A 19,352-nucleotide genomic window follows, 5' to 3' on the forward strand; every position below is an offset into this window, starting at 1 on the left:
CTAAGTCTTTCCACTTATGATATGTCATATGTATTTCTTTATCCTTTCCATTATCTAAATATTTCAACTCTTTTCCGCTTCCTTGACATGCTCTTGGCTAGTTGATAATCTACATATAATATTTTGCCGAAAAGAGGGGGATTTACTAATGTGGGAAAGTAAATTTTCAAAAGAAGGCTTAACGTTCGACGATGTGCTGCTTTTGCCAGCCAAGTCAGAGGTGCTTCCGCGTGATGTGGATTTATCTGTAGAACTTACAAAAACGTTAAAGCTGAATATTCCTGTCATCAGCGCAGGTATGGACACTGTAACAGAATCAGCAATGGCGATTGCAATGGCTAGACAGGGCGGCTTGGGCATCATTCATAAAAACATGTCCATTGAACAACAGGCTGAACAAGTTGATAAAGTTAAGCGTTCTGAGCGCGGCGTTATCACAAATCCCTTCTTTTTAACTCCTGATCACCAAGTATATGATGCGGAGCATTTGATGGGGAAATACAGAATTTCCGGTGTTCCGATTGTAAATAACGAAGAAGATCAAAAGCTCGTCGGAATTATTACAAACCGTGATCTTCGTTTTATTTCTGACTACTCTATGAAAATCAGCGATGTCATGACGAAAGAAGAACTCGTCACTGCACCTGTAGGAACGACTTTGGATGAGGCTGAAAAGATTTTGCAGAAACATAAAATTGAAAAGCTTCCTCTCGTTGATGACCAGAATAAATTAAAAGGTCTTATCACAATTAAAGACATTGAAAAAGTTATTGAGTTCCCGAACTCATCTAAAGACGTTCACGGCCGTCTGATCGTTGGTGCAGCAGTTGGCGTAACTGGCGATACAATGACTCGTGTCAAAAAGCTTGTCGAAGCCAATGTTGATGTCATTGTTATCGACACAGCTCACGGACACTCTCAAGGGGTAGTAAACACAGTAACAAAAATTCGTGAAACGTATCCTGAATTAAATATTATTGCTGGAAACGTGGCAACAGCTGAAGCGACAAGAGCTCTTATCGAAGCTGGAGTAGACGTTGTCAAAGTTGGAATCGGACCTGGTTCAATTTGTACTACACGCGTGGTGGCGGGTGTCGGTGTTCCGCAAATTACAGCGATTTATGATTGTGCGACTGAAGCAAGAAAACACGGCAAGACAATCATTGCAGACGGCGGAATTAAATTCTCTGGCGATATCACGAAAGCATTGGCAGCCGGCGGACATGCTGTTATGCTCGGCAGCTTGCTTGCAGGCACGTCAGAAAGTCCTGGGGAAACTGAAATCTACCAAGGCAGAAGATTTAAAGTTTACCGCGGTATGGGATCAGTTGCTGCAATGGAAAAAGGAAGTAAAGACCGTTACTTCCAAGAAGAAAACAAAAAATTTGTTCCTGAAGGAATTGAAGGACGCACACCTTACAAAGGACCAGTTGAAGAAACTGTTTATCAGCTAGTCGGCGGTCTTCGTTCCGGTATGGGATATTGCGGATCCAAAGATCTTCTAGCTTTAAGAGAAGAAGCTCAGTTCATTCGCATGACTGGCGCAGGACTTCGTGAAAGCCATCCGCACGATGTGCAGATTACAAAAGAATCACCGAACTATACAATTTCATAATAAAATGTTACAAATTAAAAACATTTGACAGGGTCTCTGACTCTGTCTATTTTTTTAATCCTGATTATGATAAAATTTATACTGTTGTGCTTTAAAAATGTCCTTTAACGGCTTAATTATAGATGAAGAAAATGAAATACGGAGGTCATACGATTGAACATCATGAAATGTAAACGGATATTGATGTCATTGGTTATATTAACACTATTTGTGACTTGCCTGGCTCCGATGTCAAAAGCAAATGCAGCCAGCGATCCAATTGATATCAATGCATCAGCTGCTATTATGATCGAAGCTTCTTCAGGTAAAATTCTGTACAGTAAAAATGCAGATGAAAGATTGCCAATTGCAAGTATGACAAAAATGATGACAGAGTATCTGTTATTAGAAGCAATTGACCAAGGAAAAGTAAAATGGGACCAAACCTATACGCCTGATGATTATGTGTATGAGATTTCCCAAGATAACAGCTTATCAAACGTTCCTCTTCGTAAGGACGGGAAGTACACAGTAAAAGAACTTTATCAAGCTACAGCAATTTATTCTGCAAATGCCGCTGCTATCGGGATTGCAGAAATCGTTGCGGGTTCTGAAACTGAGTTTGTTAAAAGAATGAATGCAAAAGCGAAAGAACTTGGCTTAACAGATTACAAATTTGTTAACGCAACAGGTCTTGAAAACAAAGATCTTCACGGGCATCAGCCTGAGGGGACAAGCGCAGATGAAGAAAGTGAAGTTTCTGCTAAGGATATGGCGATTCTTGCAGATCATTTGATTACTGACTACCCTGAGGTTTTGGAGACTTCCAGTATCGCCAAAACGAAGTTCAGAGAGGGCACTGATGATGAAATGGACATGCCCAACTGGAACTTCATGCTGAAAGGGCTCGTCAGCGAGTATAAAAAAGCGACTGTGGATGGATTGAAAACAGGTTCTACAGACTCTGCGGGTTCATGCTTCACAGGAACAGCTGAACTCAACGGAATGCGCGTCATTACTGTTGTGTTGAACGCAAAGGGCAACCTTCACACAGGCCGTTTCGATGAGACGAAAAAAATGTTCGATTATGCTTTCGACAATTTCTCCATGAAAGAAATTTACGCTGAAGGCGATCAAGTAAAAGGCCACAAAACGATTTCAGTTGATAAGGGTAAAGAGAAAGAAGTAGGCATTGTGACAAACAAAGCATTCTCTCTTCCTGTCAAGAATGGTGAAGAAAAGAATTACAAGGCGAAGGTCACATTAAATAAAGATACGCTAACCGCTCCTGTGAAAAAAGGAACGAAGGTTGGGAAACTGACTGCTGAATATACAGGTGATGAAAAGGATTACGGATTCCTTAACGGCAATCTGGCTGGTGTAGACCTTGTTACAAAAGAAAAAGTAGAAAAAGCAAACTGGTTTGTTCTGACAATGCGCAGTATCGGCGGATTTTTCGCTGGCATTTGGGGAAGTATTGTTGATACGGTAACCGGCTGGTTTTAATCAATTGAAAGAGCTCTGATTTGTATTAGGGCTCTTTCGCTTAATATACTGAAAAAACCCAATTTTTAATAAAAAATGATTTTCAAAGCGCTAAAAACCGAATAAAATGATATATATCCATATGAATTATTGGATTTCTAGGATACAATAAGGACTAGAAATCATATAACTATACCTTGATTAGGGGGACCAAGAAATGGCTCAAACAGGTACTGAACGTGTAAAACGCGGAATGGCAGAAATGCAAAAGGGCGGCGTCATCATGGACGTCATCAATGCGGAACAAGCGAAAATTGCTGAAGAAGCTGGAGCTGTCGCTGTAATGGCGCTGGAGCGTGTACCAGCTGATATTCGCGCGGCTGGAGGAGTTGCCCGTATGGCTGACCCTACAATCGTGGAAGAAGTAATGAATGCAGTATCTATCCCGGTAATGGCAAAAGCGCGTATCGGACATATTGTTGAAGCGCGTGTGCTGGAAGCTATGGGTGTTGACTATATTGATGAAAGTGAAGTTCTGACTCCGGCTGACGAAGAATTTCATTTAAATAAAAATGAATACACAGTTCCTTTCGTCTGCGGCTGCCGTGATCTTGGTGAAGCAACGCGCCGTATCGCTGAAGGTGCTTCTATGCTTCGTACGAAAGGTGAGCCTGGAACAGGGAACATCGTTGAAGCTGTTCGCCATATGCGCAAAGTAAACGCTCAAGTTCGCAAAGTCGTTGCGATGAGTGAAGATGAACTCATGACAGAAGCGAAAAACTTAGGCGCTCCTTACGAGCTTCTCCTTCAAATTAAAAAAGACGGCAAGCTTCCTGTCGTGAACTTTGCGGCCGGCGGCGTAGCAACTCCTGCTGATGCTGCTCTCATGATGCAGCTTGGTGCTGACGGAGTATTTGTTGGCTCTGGTATTTTTAAATCAGACAACCCTGCTAAATTTGCGAAAGCAATTGTCGAAGCAACAACTCACTACACTGATTACAAATTGATTGCTGAGCTTTCTAAAGAGCTTGGTACTGCAATGAAAGGGATTGAAATCTCAAACTTACTTCCAGAACAGCGTATGCAAGAACGCGGCTGGTAGGAATATAGGAGCGCTGCTGACATGTTAACAATAGGAGTACTAGGACTTCAAGGAGCAGTTAGAGAGCATATCCGTGCAATTGAAGCATGCGGCGTGGCTGGTCTTGTCGTTAAACGTCCGGAGCAGCTGAATGAAGTTGACGGGCTGATTTTGCCTGGTGGAGAAAGCACAACGATGCGCCGTTTGATTGATACGTATCAATTCATGGAGCCTCTTCGTAAATTTGCTGCTCAGGGAAAACCAATGTTTGGAACATGCGCTGGATTAATTATATTAGCAAAAGAAATTGCTGGTTCAGATAATCCTCATTTAGGTCTGCTGAATGTGGTTGTTGAACGCAATTCATTTGGCCGGCAGGTTGACAGTTTTGAAGCTGATTTAACAATCAAGGGGCTGGACAAGCCTTTTACTGGGGTATTCATCCGTGCGCCGCATATTTTAGAAGCTGGTGAAAATGTCGAAGTTCTTTCGGAGCATAATGGCCGTATTGTAGCTGCTAAACAGGATCAATTCTTGGGCTGCTCGTTCCATCCGGAGCTGACAGAAGATCACCGAGTGACACAGCTGTTTGTTCAAATGGTTGAGGAATACAAGCAGAAAGCACTTGTATAAAACAGTTGAAAGCTGTGGAAACTTATAGTACATTATAAGCACAAATAAAGATCGAAAAGCGTTGATTGGAACTAGTAAGAAGCCCCTCTTTCTAAGAGAGCCGATGGTTGGTGCGAATCGGTGAAAGATGCTGTCTGAATCCATCCTTGAGCGAAATGCTGAAATAAGTAGGCATTTACGGGATAACCGTTATGTGTGAAAGTGGAAAACGAGTCTCTGGCTTGTTTTCAATCAGGGTGGCAACGCGAGAGCTCTCGTCCCTTTATGGGGATGAGGGCTCTTTTTATTTTCGACTCATTTTATAAAAGGAGTGTTTCGCATGCTTGATACAAAGATGCTAAGAGCAAATTTTCAAGACATTAAAGCCAAGCTTGTACACAAAGGCGAAGACTTAACTGATTTTGATAAGTTTGAGGCGCTGGACGATAGAAGACGAGAGCTTATCGGTAAAGTTGAAGAGTTAAAAGGAAAACGGAATGAAGTATCTCAGCAGGTTGCTGTACTGAAACGTGAGAAAAAAGACGCGGATCACATCATTAAAGAAATGCGTGAAGTCGGCGAGGACATTAAACAACTTGATGAAGAGTTAAGAACAGTGGAATCGGAGCTTGATCATATCCTTCTTTCTATCCCAAACATTCCGCATGAGTCTGTCCCTGTCGGTGAAACAGAAGACGACAATATAGAAGTTCGTCAATGGGGCGAAAAGCCTTCTTTTGCTTACGAGCCGAAGCCGCACTGGGATATCGCAGACGAGCTGGGGATTCTTGACTTTGAACGTGCAGCAAAAGTAACAGGAAGCCGTTTCGTCTTCTATAAAGGGTTAGGTGCCCGTCTGGAGCGTGCACTGTATAACTTTATGCTTGATCTGCATGTAGATGAGTATAACTATACTGAAGTAATCCCGCCTTATATGGTGAACCGCGCAAGCATGACGGGAACGGGTCAGCTTCCTAAATTCGAAGAGGATGCGTTTAAAATCAGAGAAGAAGATTACTTCTTAATTCCGACAGCGGAAGTACCGATTACAAACATGCATCGTGATGAAATCCTTTCAGGTGACAGCCTGCCTATTAACTATGCGGCATTCAGTGCCTGCTTCCGTTCTGAAGCGGGTTCAGCGGGGCGTGATACACGCGGATTAATCCGTCAGCACCAATTTAATAAAGTTGAGCTTGTGAAGTTTGTGAAGCCTGAAGATTCTTATGATGAATTAGAGAAGCTCACAAACCAAGCAGAACGAGTACTTCAGCTGCTTGAGCTTCCGTACCGTGTCATGAGCATGTGTACGGGTGATCTAGGCTTTACGGCGGCGAAAAAATACGATATCGAAGTTTGGATTCCAAGCCAGGACACGTATCGTGAAATCTCTTCTTGCAGCAACTTCGAAGCATTTCAGGCAAGACGTGCGAACATTCGTTTTAGACGTGAAGCGAAAGGCAAGCCTGAGCATGTACACACACTGAATGGTTCAGGTCTGGCAGTTGGAAGAACAGTTGCCGCTATCCTAGAAAATTATCAGCAGGAAGACGGAAGTGTCGTCATTCCGAAAGTGCTTCGCCCTTATATGGGGAATAAAGAAGTATTGAAACCGTAAATTCCCGAAAAGGTGTGCCTGACAAGGTACGCCTTTTTGCCTGTATAAACAGGACATTTTTATAAAAACAAAAAAAGTTTTTGAAAATGCTTGACCATATAAGAACATTCATGATATAGTAAGTCTTGTCGATACGGAGGAATACCCAAGTCCGGCTGAAGGGATCGGTCTTGAAAACCGACAGGGGTGTCAAAGCCCGCGGGGGTTCGAATCCCTCTTCCTCCGCCATATTGATTTTAATTCTAATGAAACACAAGCATATATTGGAGATTGTTTTATCCATTGCATTCGATGCAATGGATTTTTTATTATAATGAAAAAGTGAATCTCAGTTGAGATTCACTTTATTTGATTTTCAGAAATAACTGAAGCGATTTGATCGACAATGTTTTCAATTGAGCTTTCGTCGTTCAGCAGATCATAATCCTCAATGCGAAGCTTTAAAACAGGGCAGGCGTTAAAACCACTTATCCAGTTTTCATAGCGCGTATGCATTTCTTCCCAATAAGAACGGTTTGTCTGAAGCTCCATTTCACGGCCCCGTTCTTCAATCCGGTTTAAAACGTTGTCCAGATCTCCCTCCAAATAGATCAATACATCTGGATGTGGGAAATACGGTGTCATAACCATTGCTTCGAAAAGGCTTGTGTAGGTTTTGTAATCAATCTTTGACATAGTCCCTTTGTCAGCATGCATTTTCGCGAATATTCCTGTGTCTTCATAAATAGAACGATCCTGTACAAATCCTCCGCCAGCTTCAAAAATCGTTTTCTGTTCTTTGAATCGTTCAGCTAAGAAGTAAATTTGCAGATGAAAACTCCAACGTTCAAAATCATGATAGAACTTTTCTAAGTATGGATTATGATCGACTTCCTCTAAAGAGGTTTTAAATCCAAGCCTTTTAGCCAAAGCTTTTGTTAAAGTCGATTTTCCGACACCTACTGTTCCGGCTACTGTGATAATTGAATTTTTAGGGATATGATGGTCTTTCATATGATAAGCTCCTTTACATGGGCGGCAATGCGTTCAAAGTCGCTCTTATTCAAAACGAAGTCTTTTGAATCACCATCTATCGTTAACACTGTAAGTTCAGGGTCTGCCTCCTGCAGTTGTTTGATGGCGACTTCATAATCTGCGATCAGCTGCTCTAAATAGCTTGTTTCAATTTTTTTCTCAAAGGGACGTCCGCGTTTTTCAATGCGATGTAACAATGTGGGCAGACTAGCCTTTATGTAAATGATGAAATTCGGCTTTGGCAGATCATCTGTTAGCAGGCGATAAATCTTTTTGTATTTTTCCAGCTGATGTTGAGACAGGGTGCGTTCCGCAAAAATGACATTTTTATAAATGTGATAATCAGCTATCACAGGCTGTCCCTTTTTTAAAAAGTGATTACTGGTGTCTTCAAGCTGTTTGTATCTGTGACAGAGAAAAAACATCTCAAGCTGGAAACTCCATTCCTCGATATTGTCATAAAACTTATCAAGGTACGGGTTATCCTCAACAATCTCATTGATCATAGGGAATCCAAGCTCTTGTGAGAGCATCGTTGCGAGGGTTGTTTTTCCTGCCCCGATAGGACCTTCTATTGCGATAAAAGGGGCTGTATTCATCGGAATCCTCCTTATTTCTGAAAAACGTTCGTCAGTTACCGACCTTCATATTGTATCACAACGCTCGGGTGCCCCTATGAAAAAAAGACGTTTCCAAATTATCGAAACGTCTTTTTGACAATATTGAATTGATCAGACAGCAACAGCCAGTTTTGCGGGAAAGATAGACCAAGCTTCCAATAGCTGATCCCTCTTAAATTCAACTCTTTAATGAGATTAAATTTTGCTTGGATTGAGCGGGCATCCTCAAACCATACCTCGTGTCTTCTGTTTTCTGCATCAGTATAGCGGAAGAAAGGCGCTTGAGCGGTTTGGTCATACTGAATGGCGGCATTATTTTGATTGGCTATGACAATGGCTTGCTGGGGGCTTATCGCTCTTGCTGGAGTTCCCCCTGCTGTATAAGGAAGCGTCCAGTCATACCCATATAAATTCTGGCCCATGACAATTTTATTTGCAGGCATTTCAGTCAAAGCATATTCAATCACATCCCGAACAGGCCCGATTGGAGAAACGGCTTGAGCCGGGCCCCCGCTATATCCCCATTCATATGTCATGAGAACAACAAAGTCTACAATTTGGCCATGTGCCCTGTAATCATGAGCTTCGTACCATCTGCCTTGCTGTGTTGCGCTTGTTTTAGGGGCAAGCGCAGTAGAAATTTCAAAACCTTCTCGATGGAAAAGATCCCTTGCTTCACGGAGAAATTGATTATAGGCTTCTCTATCCTGAGGCCGCAAATATTCAAAGTCAAAATGAATATCATAGAACCCATATCTTCTGGCATTCTCGACTATTTCATTTAAAAGTCTTCTTTTCACAGCATTGTCGTTTAAGATGATCCGGCCGAGCTCATCGCTGAATGCCTGATTTTCAAGGTTCGTTATAATCATCATCAATGTCGTGTTTTGATTCTCCGCAATGCTTCTTAAGTTCGTTAAAGGCGGGGCGACTAAGGTCCCGTCACGCTGTGCCTGAAAACTGAATGCGCCAAGATACGTTAAGTAGGGTGACGCTTCCCGGGCCGCCTGCTGAAGATTTTCGCTGATTTGATTTCCGCGTGGTTCAAGATAAGCATTTGACTCGATGTCTTGTTTAGGAATGGGTGGAATGTATAAACGGAAACCAATCTGCAGCACGGTGTTTAACTGGATGCGGTTAATCCTGGCAAGCTCGGCTGCTGTAGTATTGAACCGCCGCGCGATGGACGTCAGGGTATCACCTTGTTGGACATCATAGAACTGGCCGGCTATTGGAATGACAACGGTTTGTCCGACAACAAGGCTGTCGGGATTCGGTATTTCATTCGTTTCTGCGATCTCATTTACAGTTGTTCTGTAGCGTGAAGCGATACCAGAAAGAGTGTCGCCTTGTTTCACCACATAAATTTGAATGAAAAACGCCTCCTTTCATATCGCTATCAATGTATGAAAGAAAGACGCTGATCATGTTTATTTTTCTGTAATTTGTTCTTCCGTCGTGATTTTTGCCAAAAGAACATTCTCCATCATGGTTAAGGCAAATTCGGTATCTTCGTCACGATTTGAGGCGATGCAATCCTTAGGAATCGTGATATTGTATTCTCTCATGTATGCGTCATTGGCGGTAAACAGCACGCAAATATTACCGGCTATGCCTGTTAAGATAATATGCTTCACTTGTAATTCGGTAAGGAGAGTGTGGAGTGCTGTTTCGTAAAAAGCGGAATGCTTCGGTTTGATTAAAAAATAATCAGCATCATCCGGCGCGACTTTTGTGATGACTTCCTTGCTTCTTTCATTTGTACATTCTCGCTGAATATTTTTGATATCAGCTTGCCAAAGCCCGTAATGATCATTAATGTAAATAATCGGCCAGTCATTTTGTCTCGCATGCTCCTTTAATGATAAAATATGAGGAACGATTTTTTCTGTTTTTTTAGCAAGGCTTTCTCCCATATCAAACTCAAAATTATTGATCATGTCTACAATGAGAAGAGCTGTGTCTGTTTTGGACAATCGACAGTCTCCTTTCCGTTTTCGTTATAGTTAGTATGTAGCCTTTTTTGGCAATGAAAAAACTTTGAAAAGAGAGCTTACCCTTATGACACAAGATGAACTTTATATGAAAGAAGCAATGAAAGAAGCGAAAAAAGCTGAAGAGAAAGGTGAAGTGCCGATTGGCGCTGTGCTTGTCGTCAATGACAAAGTCGTAGCGCGTGCACATAATTTAAGAGAGACGGAGCAGCGGTCAATCGCACATGCGGAAATGCTTGTGATCGATGAAGCGTGTAAGGCACTGGGGACGTGGCGGCTGGAAGAGGCAACTCTCTATGTGACGCTAGAGCCTTGTCCGATGTGTGCTGGTGCCGTCGTGCTTTCGCGAGTGGAAAAAGTGGTATTCGGTGCGTTTGACCCTAAAGGCGGCTGTTCAGGCACACTTATGAACCTTTTGCAGGAAGAGCGCTTTAACCATCAGGCTGAAGTGGTAAGCGGGGTGCTTGAGGAGGAATGCGGAGAAATGCTCAGTTCGTTTTTTAAAGAACTGCGAAAAAAGAAGAAAGCCTTTAGGAAAAACTTGTCTGAGTAGTCCGGTTGCAATTTTTAGGGGGAAACGATATACTTATGTATGCATCACAATAGATGCGATATAAAATTTGATATTTATTTTGCCGTGCTAAGCGGGGAGGTAGCGGTGCCCTGTACCTGCAATCCGCTCTAGCAGGGCCGAATCCCTTCTCGAGGTTCGTTTACTTTAAGGTCTGCCTTAAGTAAGTGGTGTTGACGTTTGGGTCCTGCGCAATGGGAATTCATGAACCATGTCAGGTCCGGAAGGAAGCAGCATTAAGTGAAACCTCTCATGTGCCGCAGGGTTGCCTGGGCTGAGCTAACTGCTTAAGTAACGCTTAGGGTAGCGAATCGACAGAAGGTGCACGGTAAATCAATCATCAAATTTTCAAACTCACCTATTATTAGGTGAGTTTTTTGTTATGTGAAAAGAGCTTTTGGAATCGAAACAAGGTTCATGTATAATGGGAATGATGAATAACGGAGGAGGGCAAACCCGTGAGTTACCAAGCTTTATATCGAGTATTCAGGCCTCAGCGCTTTGAAGATGTGGTGGGACAAGAACACATTACAAAAACGCTGCAAAATGCCCTTTTGCAAAAGAAGTTTTCTCACGCCTATTTGTTTTCCGGGCCGAGGGGAACGGGAAAAACCAGTGCAGCCAAAATATTTGCCAAAGCTGTCAACTGTGAACATGCGCCTGTTGATGAGCCATGCAACGAATGTGCGGCCTGTAAAGGGATAACAAACGGGTCAATATCCGATGTCATAGAAATTGACGCCGCATCCAATAACGGTGTTGATGAGATTCGTGACATACGCGATAAGGTGAAGTTTGCCCCGTCGGCCGTCACATATAAGGTATATATCATAGATGAGGTGCATATGCTTTCTATCGGCGCCTTTAACGCATTGCTAAAAACACTAGAAGAGCCGCCAGAGCATTGTATTTTCATTTTAGCAACAACCGAACCGCACAAAATCCCTTTAACCATTATCTCCAGATGTCAGCGTTTTGATTTTAAACGAATTACGTCCCAAGCGATTGTCGGCCGTATGAACAAAATTGTTGATGCTGAACAGCTGCAAGTGGAGGAAGGATCGCTTGATATTATCGCGAGTGCTGCAGACGGCGGGATGAGAGATGCCCTGAGCCTTCTTGATCAGGCGGTGTCATTTAGCGGCGAGGAGCTCAAAGTCGATGATGCGCTTCTGATTACTGGAGCAGTTTCTCAATTTTATATAGGAAAGCTTGCACAATCCTTGCATGATAAAAACGTTTCTGATGCACTGGAAACATTAAACGAACTGCTGCAGCAAGGGAAAGACCCAGCTAAGCTGATAGAGGATATGATTTTCTATTTTAGGGACATGCTGCTGTACAAAACAGCCCCAGGCTTAGAAGGGGTGCTTGAAAAAGTAAAAGTCGATGAAACGTTCCGGGGACTCAGCGAACAGATTCCGACGCAGGCCATATATGAAATGATTGATATTCTGAACAAGAGTCATCAAGAAATGAAATGGACAAATCATCCCCGTATCTTTTTTGAAGTGGCAGTGGTGAAGATTTGCCAAACGTCTCATCAATCAGCAGCTGAGCTTCCGGAAGTCGATATGCTAATGAATAAAATTCAACAACTCGAGCAGGAAGTGGAGCGGCTCAAAACAACAGGCATTAAAGCGGCGGCGGAAAGCCCGAAAAAAGAAGCACCGCGTGCGCCAAAGGGCGGGAAATCGAATTACAAAGCGCCAGTAGGCAGAATTCATGAAATTTTGAAGGAAGCGACGAGACCGGATCTTGATCAGCTCAAAAACACCTGGGGCAAACTTCTTGCCCATCTCAAACAGCAAAACAAAGTTTCGCATGCGGCTTTGCTGAATGACAGTGAACCTGTGGCTGCAGCCTCAGCGGCATTTGTCCTGAAATTCAAATATGAAATTCATTGTAAAATGGTTGCCGAAGACAACAACGGAGTCCGAACCAATCTTGAGCAGATTTTAGAATCGATGCTCGGAAAAAGAATGGATTTGATTGGCGTTCCAGAAGCACAATGGGGTAAAATAAGAGAAGAATTTTTAGTGGATCATCAGCAGGAAAATGAAGGATCAAATGAACCGGCTGAAGAAGACCCGCTTATTGCCGAGGCGAAAAAGCTTGTCGGAGCGGATTTAATTGAAATAAAAGACTAACAAAATGAAAGAGAGTGAATGCTATGCGTGGTGGAATGGGAAATATGCAAAAAATGATGAAACAAATGCAAAAAATGCAAAAGGATATGGCGAAGGCTCAAGAAGAGCTTGCAGAACAGGTTATTGAAGGGTCTGCGGGCGGCGGTATGGTTACAGTAAAAGCAAACGGCCAAAAAGAAATCCTGGATGTCATCATCAAAGAAGAAGTCGTTGATCCCGAAGATATCGATATGCTTCAGGATTTAGTGCTCGCTGCAACGAATGAAGCTTTGAAAAAAGTTGACGAGATCACAAACGAAACAATGGGTCAATTTACAAAAGGAATGAACATGCCAGGTTTATTCTAGGGGGATAAAAGAACATGCAATATCCTGAACCAATATCAAAGCTGATAGACAGCTTTATGAAATTGCCAGGGATCGGACCGAAAACAGCGGTTCGTCTGGCTTTTTTTGTTCTAGGTATGAAAGAAGATGTGGTATTAGATTTTGCGAAAGCATTAGTAAATGCGAAACGCAATCTGACATATTGTTCAGTTTGCGGGCATATCACAGATCAGGACCCATGCTATATTTGCCAAGATACGCGCAGGGATAAGTCTGTTATCTGTGTTTTGCAAGACCCTAAGGATGTAATCGCTATGGAGAAAATGAAGGAATACAACGGACAGTACCACGTTCTCCACGGCGCCATTTCTCCAATGGACGGCATCGGACCAGAGGATATTAAAATACCAGAATTGTTAAAACGATTACAGGATGATCAAGTGACAGAAGTGATTCTCGCGACAAACCCTAATATAGAAGGGGAAGCAACGGCGATGTATATATCAAGGCTCTTGAAGCCGTCTGGTATTAAACTCTCCCGTATTGCCCATGGACTGCCTGTCGGCGGTGATTTGGAATACGCGGATGAGGTCACTCTTTCTAAAGCACTTGAAGGAAGACGTGAATTGTAAGGAGGAAAAAGCGATCCATGGGTTTTCTTCGCAGGAAAACATTAAGAAGAGAGTTTGATGAAAAACTAATTGAACAGCTTTTTAAACAAAAGGAAGAATGGAACAGGCAGAAAAAGCTGGTTGAAAAAAGCTTAGAACCATCTGATGAAGTGTTGTACGAACTGAAAGTAGCTGAAGCGAAGTATTTTTTTTACCTGAGGGAAGCAAAGCAGCGTAATTTAAAAATCAGCCGGTGGAAGTAAGTGGTCTAAACTCCTGGGTCTTCTCATAAGCTTGTACTAGAATAAGCAAAGGAGATGAGAAGATTCATGGAGCCTATTTTGATTATAGGGATTATTTTAGGACTGGTTGTTCTTCTATTTTTATCAGGTTCATCTGCAAAACCTTTAAAGTGGATTGGCATCACAGCTGTTAAATTTGTGGCGGGCGCTTTGCTGCTGGTTTGTGTAAATATGTTTGGCGGCAGTCTTGGCATTCATGTGCCGATCAACCTTGTCACTACAATGATCAGTGGGATTTTAGGAGTGCCGGGAATAGCGGCATTAGTCGTCATTAAACAATTCATCATTTAATGAAATTATATGTTGACTTTAGTTACCTAAGGTGTTATTCTAATATACGTCGCTGATGACGAAACACTTTTTCGACATTAAGTCATTGAAAAAAGTTATTGACGAAAGCGACAGGAAATGATATGATTATAAAGTCGCTTAAAGAGCGGCAGTAAAGTTCTTTGAAAACTAAACAAGACAAAACGTACCTGTTAATTCAGTTTTAAACAAATCGCACAGCGATGTGCGTAGTCAGTCAAACTTTTATCGGAGAGTTTGATCCTGGCTCAGGACGAACGCTGGCGGCGTGCCTAATACATGCAAGTCGAGCGAACAGATGGGAGCTTGCTCCCTGATGTTAGCGGCGGACGGGTGAGTAACACGTGGGTAACCTGCCTGTAAGACTGGGATAACTCCGGGAAACCGGGGCTAATACCGGATGCTTGTTTGAACCGCATGGTTCAAACATAAAAGGTGGCTTCGGCTACCACTTACAGATGGACCCGCGGCGCATTAGCTAGTTGGTGAGGTAATGGCTCACCAAGGCAACGATGCGTAGCCGACCTGAGAGGGTGATCGGCCACACTGGGACTGAGACACGGCCCAGACTCCTACGGGAGGCAGCAGTAGGGAATCTTCCGCAATGGACGAAAGTCTGACGGAGCAACGCCGCGTGAGTGATGAAGGTTTTCGGATCGTAAAGCTCTGTTGTTAGGGAAGAACAAGTGCCGTTCGAATAGGGCGGCACCTTGACGGTACCTAACCAGAAAGCCACGGCTAACTACGTGCCAGCAGCCGCGGTAATACGTAGGTGGCAAGCGTTGTCCGGAATTATTGGGCGTAAAGGGCTCGCAGGCGGTTTCTTAAGTCTGATGTGAAAGCCCCCGGCTCAACCGGGGAGGGTCATTGGAAACTGGGGAACTTGAGTGCAGAAGAGGAGAGTGGAATTCCACGTGTAGCGGTGAAATGCGTAGAGATGTGGAGGAACACCAGTGGCGAAGGCGACTCTCTGGTCTGTAACTGACGCTGAGGAGCGAAAGCGTGGGGAGCGAACAGGATTAGATACCCTGGTAGTCCACGCCGTAAACGATGAGTGCTAAGTGTTAGGGGGTTTCCGCCCCTTAGTGCTGCAGCTAACGCATTAAGCACTCCGCCTGGGGAGTACGGTCGCAAGACTGAAACTCAAAGGAATTGACGGGGGCCCGCACAAGCGGTGGAGCATGTGGTTTAATTCGAAGCAACGCGAAGAACCTTACCAGGTCTTGACATCCTCTGACAATCCTAGAGATAGGACATCCCCTTCGGGGGCAGAGTGACAGGTGGTGCATGGTTGTCGTCAGCTCGTGTCGTGAGATGTTGGGTTAAGTCCCGCAACGAGCGCAACCCTTGATCTTAGTTGCCAGCATTCAGTTGGGCACTCTAAGGTGACTGCCGGTGACAAACCGGAGGAAGGTGGGGATGACGTCAAATCATCATGCCCCTTATGACCTGGGCTACACACGTGCTACAATGGACAGAACAAAGGGCAGCGAAACCGCGAGGTTAAGCCAATCCCACAAATCTGTTCTCAGTTCGGATCGCAGTCTGCAACTCGACTGCGTGAAGCTGGAATCGCTAGTAATCGCGGATCAGCATGCCGCGGTGAATACGTTCCCGGGCCTTGTACACACCGCCCGTCACACCACGAGAGTTTGTAACACCCGAAGTCGGTGAGGTAACCTTTTAGGAGCCAGCCGCCGAAGGTGGGACAGATGATTGGGGTGAAGTCGTAACAAGGTAGCCGTATCGGAAGGTGCGGCTGGATCACCTCCTTTCTAAGGATATATTACGGAATATAAGACCTTGGGTCTTATAAACAGAACGTTCCCTGTCTTGTTTAGTTTTGAAGGAACTTTGTTCCTTATAAGTTAAGATGGGCCTGTAGCTCAGCTGGTTAGAGCGCACGCCTGATAAGCGTGAGGTCGGTGGTTCGAGTCCACTCAGGCCCACCATCTTAAATATTGGGGCCTTAGCTCAGCTGGGAGAGCGCCTGCTTTGCACGCAGGAGGTCAGCGGTTCGATCCCGCTAGGCTCCACCAACGTGTTCTTTGAAAACTAGATAACAGTAGACATCACATTCAATTAGTAAGACAAGATATCACATAGTGATTCTTTTTAACGGTTAAGTTAGAAAGGGCGCACGGTGGATGCCTTGGCACTAGGAGCCGATGAAGGACGGGACGAACACCGATATGCTTCGGGGAGCTGTAAGCAAGCTTTGATCCGGAGATTTCCGAATGGGGAAACCCACCACTCGTAATGGAGTGGTATCCATATCTGAATTCATAGGATATGAGAAGGCAGACCCGGGGAACTGAAACATCTAAGTACCCGGAGGAAGAGAAAGCAAATGCGATTCCCTGAGTAGCGGCGAGCGAAACGGGATTAGCCCAAACCAAGAGGCTTGCCTCTTGGGGTTGTAGGACACTCTGTACGGAGTTACAAAGGAACGAGGTAGATGAAGAGGTCTGGAAAGGCCCGCCATAGGAGGTAACAGCCCTGTAGTCAAAACTTCGTTCTCTCCTGAGTGGATCCTGAGTACGGCGGAACACGTGAAATTCCGTCGGAATCCGGGAGGACCATCTCCCAAGGCTAAATACTCCCTAGTGACCGATAGTGAACCAGTACCGTGAGGGAAAGGTGAAAAGCACCCCGGAAGGGGAGTGAAAGAGATCCTGAAACCGTGTGCCTACAAGTAGTCAGAGCCCGTTAACGGGTGATGGCGTGCCTTTTGTAGAATGAACCGGCGAGTTACGATCCCGTGCAAGGTTAAGCAGAAGATGCGGAGCCGCAGCGAAAGCGAGTCTGAATAGGGCGCATGAGTACGTGGTCGTAGACCCGAAACCAGGTGATCTACCCATGTCCAGGGTGAAGTTCAGGTAACACTGAATGGAGGCCCGAACCCACGCACGTTGAAAAGTGCGGGGATGAGGTGTGGGTAGGGGTGAAATGCCAATCGAACCTGGAGATAGCTGGTTCTCTCCGAAATAGCTTTAGGGCTAGCCTCAAGGTAAGAGTCTTGGAGGTAGAGCACTGATTGGACTAGGGGCCCCTACCGGGTTACCGAATTCAGTCAAACTCCGAATGCCAATGACTTATCCTTGGGAGTCAGACTGCGAGTGATAAGATCCGTAGTCGAAAGGGAAACAGCCCAGACCGCCAGCTAAGGTCCCAAAGTATACGTTAAGTGGAAAAGGATGTGGAGTTGCTTAGACAACCAGGATGTTGGCTTAGAAGCAGCCACCATTTAAAGAGTGCGTAATAGCTCACTGGTCGAGTGACTCTGCGCCGAAAATGTACCGGGGCTAAACGTATCACCGAAGCTGCGGACTGTTCTTCGAACAGTGGTAGGAGAGCGTTCTAAGGGCTGTGAAGCCAGACCGGAAGGACTGGTGGAGCGCTTAGAAGTGAGAATGCCGGTATGAGTAGCGAAAGAGGGGTGAGAATCCCCTCCACCGAATGCCTAAGGTTTCCTGAGGAAGGCTCGTCCGCTCAGGGTTAGTCGGGACCTAAGCCGAGGCCGAAAGGCGTAGGCGATGGACAACAGGTTGATATTCCTGTACCACCTCCTCACCATTTGAGCAATGGGGGGACGCAGGAGGATAGGGTAAGCGCGGTATTGGATATCCGCGTCCAAGCAGTTAGGCTGGGAAATAGGCAAATCCGTTTCCCATAAGGCTGAGCTGTGATGGCGAGCGAAATATAGTAGCGAAGTTCCTGATTCCACACTGCCAAGAAAAGCCTCTAGCGAGGTGAGAGGTGCCCGTACCGCAAACCGACACAGGTAGGCGAGGAGAGAATCCTAAGGTGATCGAGAGAACTCTCGTTAAGGAACTCGGCAAAATGACCCCGTAACTTCGGGAGAAGGGGTGCTCTGTTAGGGTGCAAGCCCGAGAGAGCCGCAGTGAATAGGCCCAGGCGACTGTTTAGCAAAAACACAGGTCTCTGCGAAGCCGTAAGGCGAAGTATAGGGGCTGACGCCTGCCCGGTGCTGGAAGGTTAAGAGGAGCGCTTAGCGTAAGCGAAGGTGCGAATTGAAGCCCCAGTAAACGGCGGCCGTAACTATAACGGTCCTAAGGTAGCGAAATTCCTTGTCGGGTAAGTTCCGACCCGCACGAAAGGCGCAACGATCTGGGCACTGTCTCAACGAGAGACTCGGTGAAATTATAGTACCTGTGAAGATGCAGGTTACCCGCGACAGGACGGAAAGACCCCGTGGAGCTTTACTGCAGCCTGATATTGAATGTTGGTACAGCTTGTACAGGATAGGTAGGAGCCTTGGAAACCGGAGCGCCAGCTTCGGTGGAGGCATCGGTGGGATACTACCCTGGCTGTATTGACCTTCTAACCCGCCGCCCTTATCGGGCGGGGAGACAGTGTCAGGTGGGCAGTTTGACTGGGGCGGTCGCCTCCTAAAAGGTAACGGAGGCGCCCAAAGGTTCCCTCAGAATGGTTGGAAATCATTCGCAGAGTGTAAAGGCACAAGGGAGCTTGACTGCGAGACCTACAAGTCGAGCAGGGACGAAAGTCGGGCTTAGTGATCCGGTGGTTCCGCATGGAAGGGCCATCGCTCAACGGATAAAAGCTACCCCGGGGATAACAGGCTTATCTCCCCCAAGAGTCCACATCGACGGGGAGGTTTGGCACCTCGATGTCGGCTCATCGCATCCTGGGGCTGTAGTCGGTCCCAAGGGTTGGGCTGTTCGCCCATTAAAGCGGTACGCGAGCTGGGTTCAGAACGTCGTGAGACAGTTCGGTCCCTATCCGTCGCGGGCGCAGGAAATTTGAGAGGAGCTGTCCTTAGTACGAGAGGACCGGGATGGACGCACCGCTGGTGTACCAGTTGTTCTGCCAAGGGCATCGCTGGGTAGCTATGTGCGGACGGGATAAGTGCTGAAAGCATCTAAGCATGAAGCCCCCCTCAAGATGAGATTTCCCATTCCGCAAGGAAGTAAGATCCCTGAAAGATGATCAGGTTGATAGGTCTGAGGTGGAAGTGTGGCGACACATGGAGCTGACAGATACTAATCGATCGAGGACTTAACCACATTTTGATTGATGTCAC

Annotated in this window: 16 protein-coding genes, 3 tRNA genes, 2 rRNA genes, 1 other RNA gene and 1 other annotated feature (1 of these 23 running past the window's edge); of the genes, 17 read left to right on the top strand and 5 right to left on the bottom strand. The window is 45.2% G+C overall.

What is annotated here, in order from left to right:
• Positions 1-28: the start of a YaaC family protein gene (locus tag M1D98_RS00065; RefSeq protein WP_268574221.1), read on the bottom strand. Its footprint begins 920 nt before the window's first position; only the first 28 of its 948 coding nucleotides appear in the window; its start codon is at positions 26-28; the stop codon falls past the left edge of the window.
• Between the two features lie 120 nt (positions 29-148).
• Between M1D98_RS00065 and guaB the strand changes: the two genes are divergently transcribed.
• The 6 genes from guaB (at position 149) to M1D98_RS00095 (ending at position 6,618) form a co-directional block, all read left to right on the top strand.
• A complete protein-coding gene (guaB, locus tag M1D98_RS00070) occupies positions 149-1,615 on the top strand; it encodes an IMP dehydrogenase (protein ID WP_121641660.1) in 1,467 nt (488 codons plus the stop codon).
• Positions 1,616-1,768: 153 nt separating this feature from the next.
• Entirely contained in the window at positions 1,769-3,100 is a 1,332-nt protein-coding gene (gene dacA, locus M1D98_RS00075; protein ID WP_121641661.1) for a D-alanyl-D-alanine carboxypeptidase, read from the top strand.
• Positions 3,101-3,296: 196 nt separating this feature from the next.
• Complete coding sequence (pdxS, locus tag M1D98_RS00080) at positions 3,297-4,181, top strand: pyridoxal 5'-phosphate synthase lyase subunit PdxS (protein WP_003225444.1); 885 nt, start codon at positions 3,297-3,299, stop codon at positions 4,179-4,181.
• Between the two features lie 21 nt (positions 4,182-4,202).
• Positions 4,203-4,793, top strand: coding sequence for a pyridoxal 5'-phosphate synthase glutaminase subunit PdxT (gene pdxT, locus M1D98_RS00085; RefSeq protein WP_010330216.1), 591 nt, complete (start codon positions 4,203-4,205; stop codon positions 4,791-4,793).
• Positions 4,794-4,845: 52 nt separating this feature from the next.
• Positions 4,846-5,058 (top strand) — a binding site (T-box leader).
• A gap of 54 nt (positions 5,059-5,112) precedes the next feature.
• Complete coding sequence (gene serS, locus M1D98_RS00090; protein WP_100741358.1) at positions 5,113-6,390, top strand: serine--tRNA ligase; 1,278 nt, start codon at positions 5,113-5,115, stop codon at positions 6,388-6,390.
• Between the two features lie 135 nt (positions 6,391-6,525).
• Positions 6,526-6,618: transfer RNA gene (locus M1D98_RS00095), tRNA-Ser, on the top strand.
• 111 nt (positions 6,619-6,729) lie between these two features.
• On the opposite strand, the gene dck is transcribed toward M1D98_RS00095, so the two are convergent.
• The 4 genes from dck to M1D98_RS00115 form a co-directional block, all read right to left on the bottom strand.
• Positions 6,730-7,383 (bottom strand): deoxyadenosine/deoxycytidine kinase, encoded by a 654-nt coding sequence (gene dck / locus M1D98_RS00100; RefSeq protein ID WP_010330214.1) that lies wholly within the window; start codon positions 7,381-7,383, stop codon positions 6,730-6,732.
• Complete coding sequence (dgk, locus tag M1D98_RS00105) at positions 7,380-8,003, bottom strand: deoxyguanosine kinase (RefSeq protein ID WP_010330213.1); 624 nt, start codon at positions 8,001-8,003, stop codon at positions 7,380-7,382. The genes dck and dgk overlap by 4 nt, the downstream gene beginning before the upstream one ends.
• Positions 8,004-8,101: 98 nt before the next feature.
• Positions 8,102-9,385, bottom strand: a complete 1,284-nt coding sequence (locus M1D98_RS00110; RefSeq protein ID WP_121641663.1) for a glycoside hydrolase family 18 protein — start codon at positions 9,383-9,385, stop codon at positions 8,102-8,104.
• Positions 9,386-9,454: 69 nt separating this feature from the next.
• Positions 9,455-10,000 (bottom strand): isochorismatase family cysteine hydrolase, encoded by a 546-nt coding sequence (locus M1D98_RS00115; protein ID WP_121641664.1) that lies wholly within the window; start codon positions 9,998-10,000, stop codon positions 9,455-9,457.
• An 85-nt stretch (positions 10,001-10,085) separates the two neighbouring features.
• On the opposite strand from M1D98_RS00115, the gene tadA reads away from it, so the two are divergent.
• The 11 genes from tadA to M1D98_RS00170 all read left to right on the top strand — a co-directional run bounded on the left by tadA (position 10,086) and on the right by M1D98_RS00170 (position 19,335).
• Entirely contained in the window at positions 10,086-10,571 is a 486-nt protein-coding gene (tadA, locus tag M1D98_RS00120; RefSeq protein WP_121641665.1) for a tRNA adenosine(34) deaminase TadA, read from the top strand.
• Positions 10,572-10,653: 82 nt separating this feature from the next.
• An RNA gene (ffs, locus tag M1D98_RS00125) (signal recognition particle sRNA large type) lies at positions 10,654-10,918 on the top strand.
• Between the two features lie 129 nt (positions 10,919-11,047).
• Positions 11,048-12,739: a DNA polymerase III subunit gamma/tau gene (gene dnaX / locus M1D98_RS00130; protein ID WP_121641666.1), complete on the top strand. Its 1,692-nt coding sequence runs from the start codon at positions 11,048-11,050 to the stop codon at positions 12,737-12,739.
• A 23-nt stretch (positions 12,740-12,762) separates the two neighbouring features.
• On the top strand, positions 12,763-13,086 hold the full coding sequence (locus M1D98_RS00135; protein ID WP_010330208.1) for a YbaB/EbfC family nucleoid-associated protein: 324 nt from the start codon (positions 12,763-12,765) through the stop codon (positions 13,084-13,086).
• 14 nt (positions 13,087-13,100) lie between these two features.
• The gene (gene recR, locus M1D98_RS00140; RefSeq protein WP_121641667.1) at positions 13,101-13,697 is read left to right on the top strand and encodes a recombination protein RecR; all 597 of its coding nucleotides are present in this window, start codon (positions 13,101-13,103) and stop codon (positions 13,695-13,697) included.
• Between the two features lie 17 nt (positions 13,698-13,714).
• On the top strand, positions 13,715-13,939 hold the full coding sequence (locus M1D98_RS00145) for a YaaL family protein (RefSeq protein ID WP_010330206.1): 225 nt from the start codon (positions 13,715-13,717) through the stop codon (positions 13,937-13,939).
• 66 nt (positions 13,940-14,005) lie between these two features.
• Positions 14,006-14,269: a sigma-K factor-processing regulator BofA gene (gene bofA, locus M1D98_RS00150; protein WP_435576227.1), complete on the top strand. Its 264-nt coding sequence runs from the start codon at positions 14,006-14,008 to the stop codon at positions 14,267-14,269.
• Positions 14,270-14,512: 243 nt separating this feature from the next.
• Positions 14,513-16,062: ribosomal RNA gene (locus tag M1D98_RS00155) — 16S ribosomal RNA — on the top strand.
• Between the two features lie 100 nt (positions 16,063-16,162).
• A tRNA-Ile gene (locus M1D98_RS00160) sits at positions 16,163-16,239 on the top strand.
• A gap of 11 nt (positions 16,240-16,250) precedes the next feature.
• Positions 16,251-16,326 (top strand) — tRNA-Ala (locus M1D98_RS00165).
• 81 nt (positions 16,327-16,407) lie between these two features.
• A 23S ribosomal RNA gene (locus tag M1D98_RS00170) occupies positions 16,408-19,335 on the top strand.
• Together the 16S and 23S rRNA genes with 2 tRNA genes alongside form the textbook arrangement of a ribosomal RNA operon.
• The last annotated feature ends 17 nt before the right edge of the window (positions 19,336-19,352 follow it).

The sequence above is a fragment of the Bacillus sp. K7 genome, from assembly GCF_053903245.1.

Excerpts from the sequence above, each read along its gene's own strand:
- guaB (WP_121641660.1), top strand. The coding sequence starts at position 149 with ATGTGGGAAAGTAAATTTTCAAAAGAAGGCTTAACGTTCGACGATGTG.
- pdxS (WP_003225444.1), top strand. The coding sequence starts at position 3,297 with ATGGCTCAAACAGGTACTGAACGTGTAAAACGCGGAATGGCAGAAATG.
- pdxT (WP_010330216.1), top strand. The coding sequence starts at position 4,203 with ATGTTAACAATAGGAGTACTAGGACTTCAAGGAGCAGTTAGAGAGCAT.
- serS (WP_100741358.1), top strand. The coding sequence starts at position 5,113 with ATGCTTGATACAAAGATGCTAAGAGCAAATTTTCAAGACATTAAAGCC.
- dck (WP_010330214.1), bottom strand. The coding sequence starts at position 7,383 with ATGAAAGACCATCATATCCCTAAAAATTCAATTATCACAGTAGCCGGA.
- dgk (WP_010330213.1), bottom strand. The coding sequence starts at position 8,003 with ATGAATACAGCCCCTTTTATCGCAATAGAAGGTCCTATCGGGGCAGGA.
- tadA (WP_121641665.1), top strand. The coding sequence starts at position 10,086 with ATGACACAAGATGAACTTTATATGAAAGAAGCAATGAAAGAAGCGAAA.
- M1D98_RS00135 (WP_010330208.1), top strand. The coding sequence starts at position 12,763 with ATGCGTGGTGGAATGGGAAATATGCAAAAAATGATGAAACAAATGCAA.
- recR (WP_121641667.1), top strand. The coding sequence starts at position 13,101 with ATGCAATATCCTGAACCAATATCAAAGCTGATAGACAGCTTTATGAAA.
- M1D98_RS00145 (WP_010330206.1), top strand. The coding sequence starts at position 13,715 with ATGGGTTTTCTTCGCAGGAAAACATTAAGAAGAGAGTTTGATGAAAAA.
- bofA (WP_435576227.1), top strand. The coding sequence starts at position 14,006 with ATGGAGCCTATTTTGATTATAGGGATTATTTTAGGACTGGTTGTTCTT.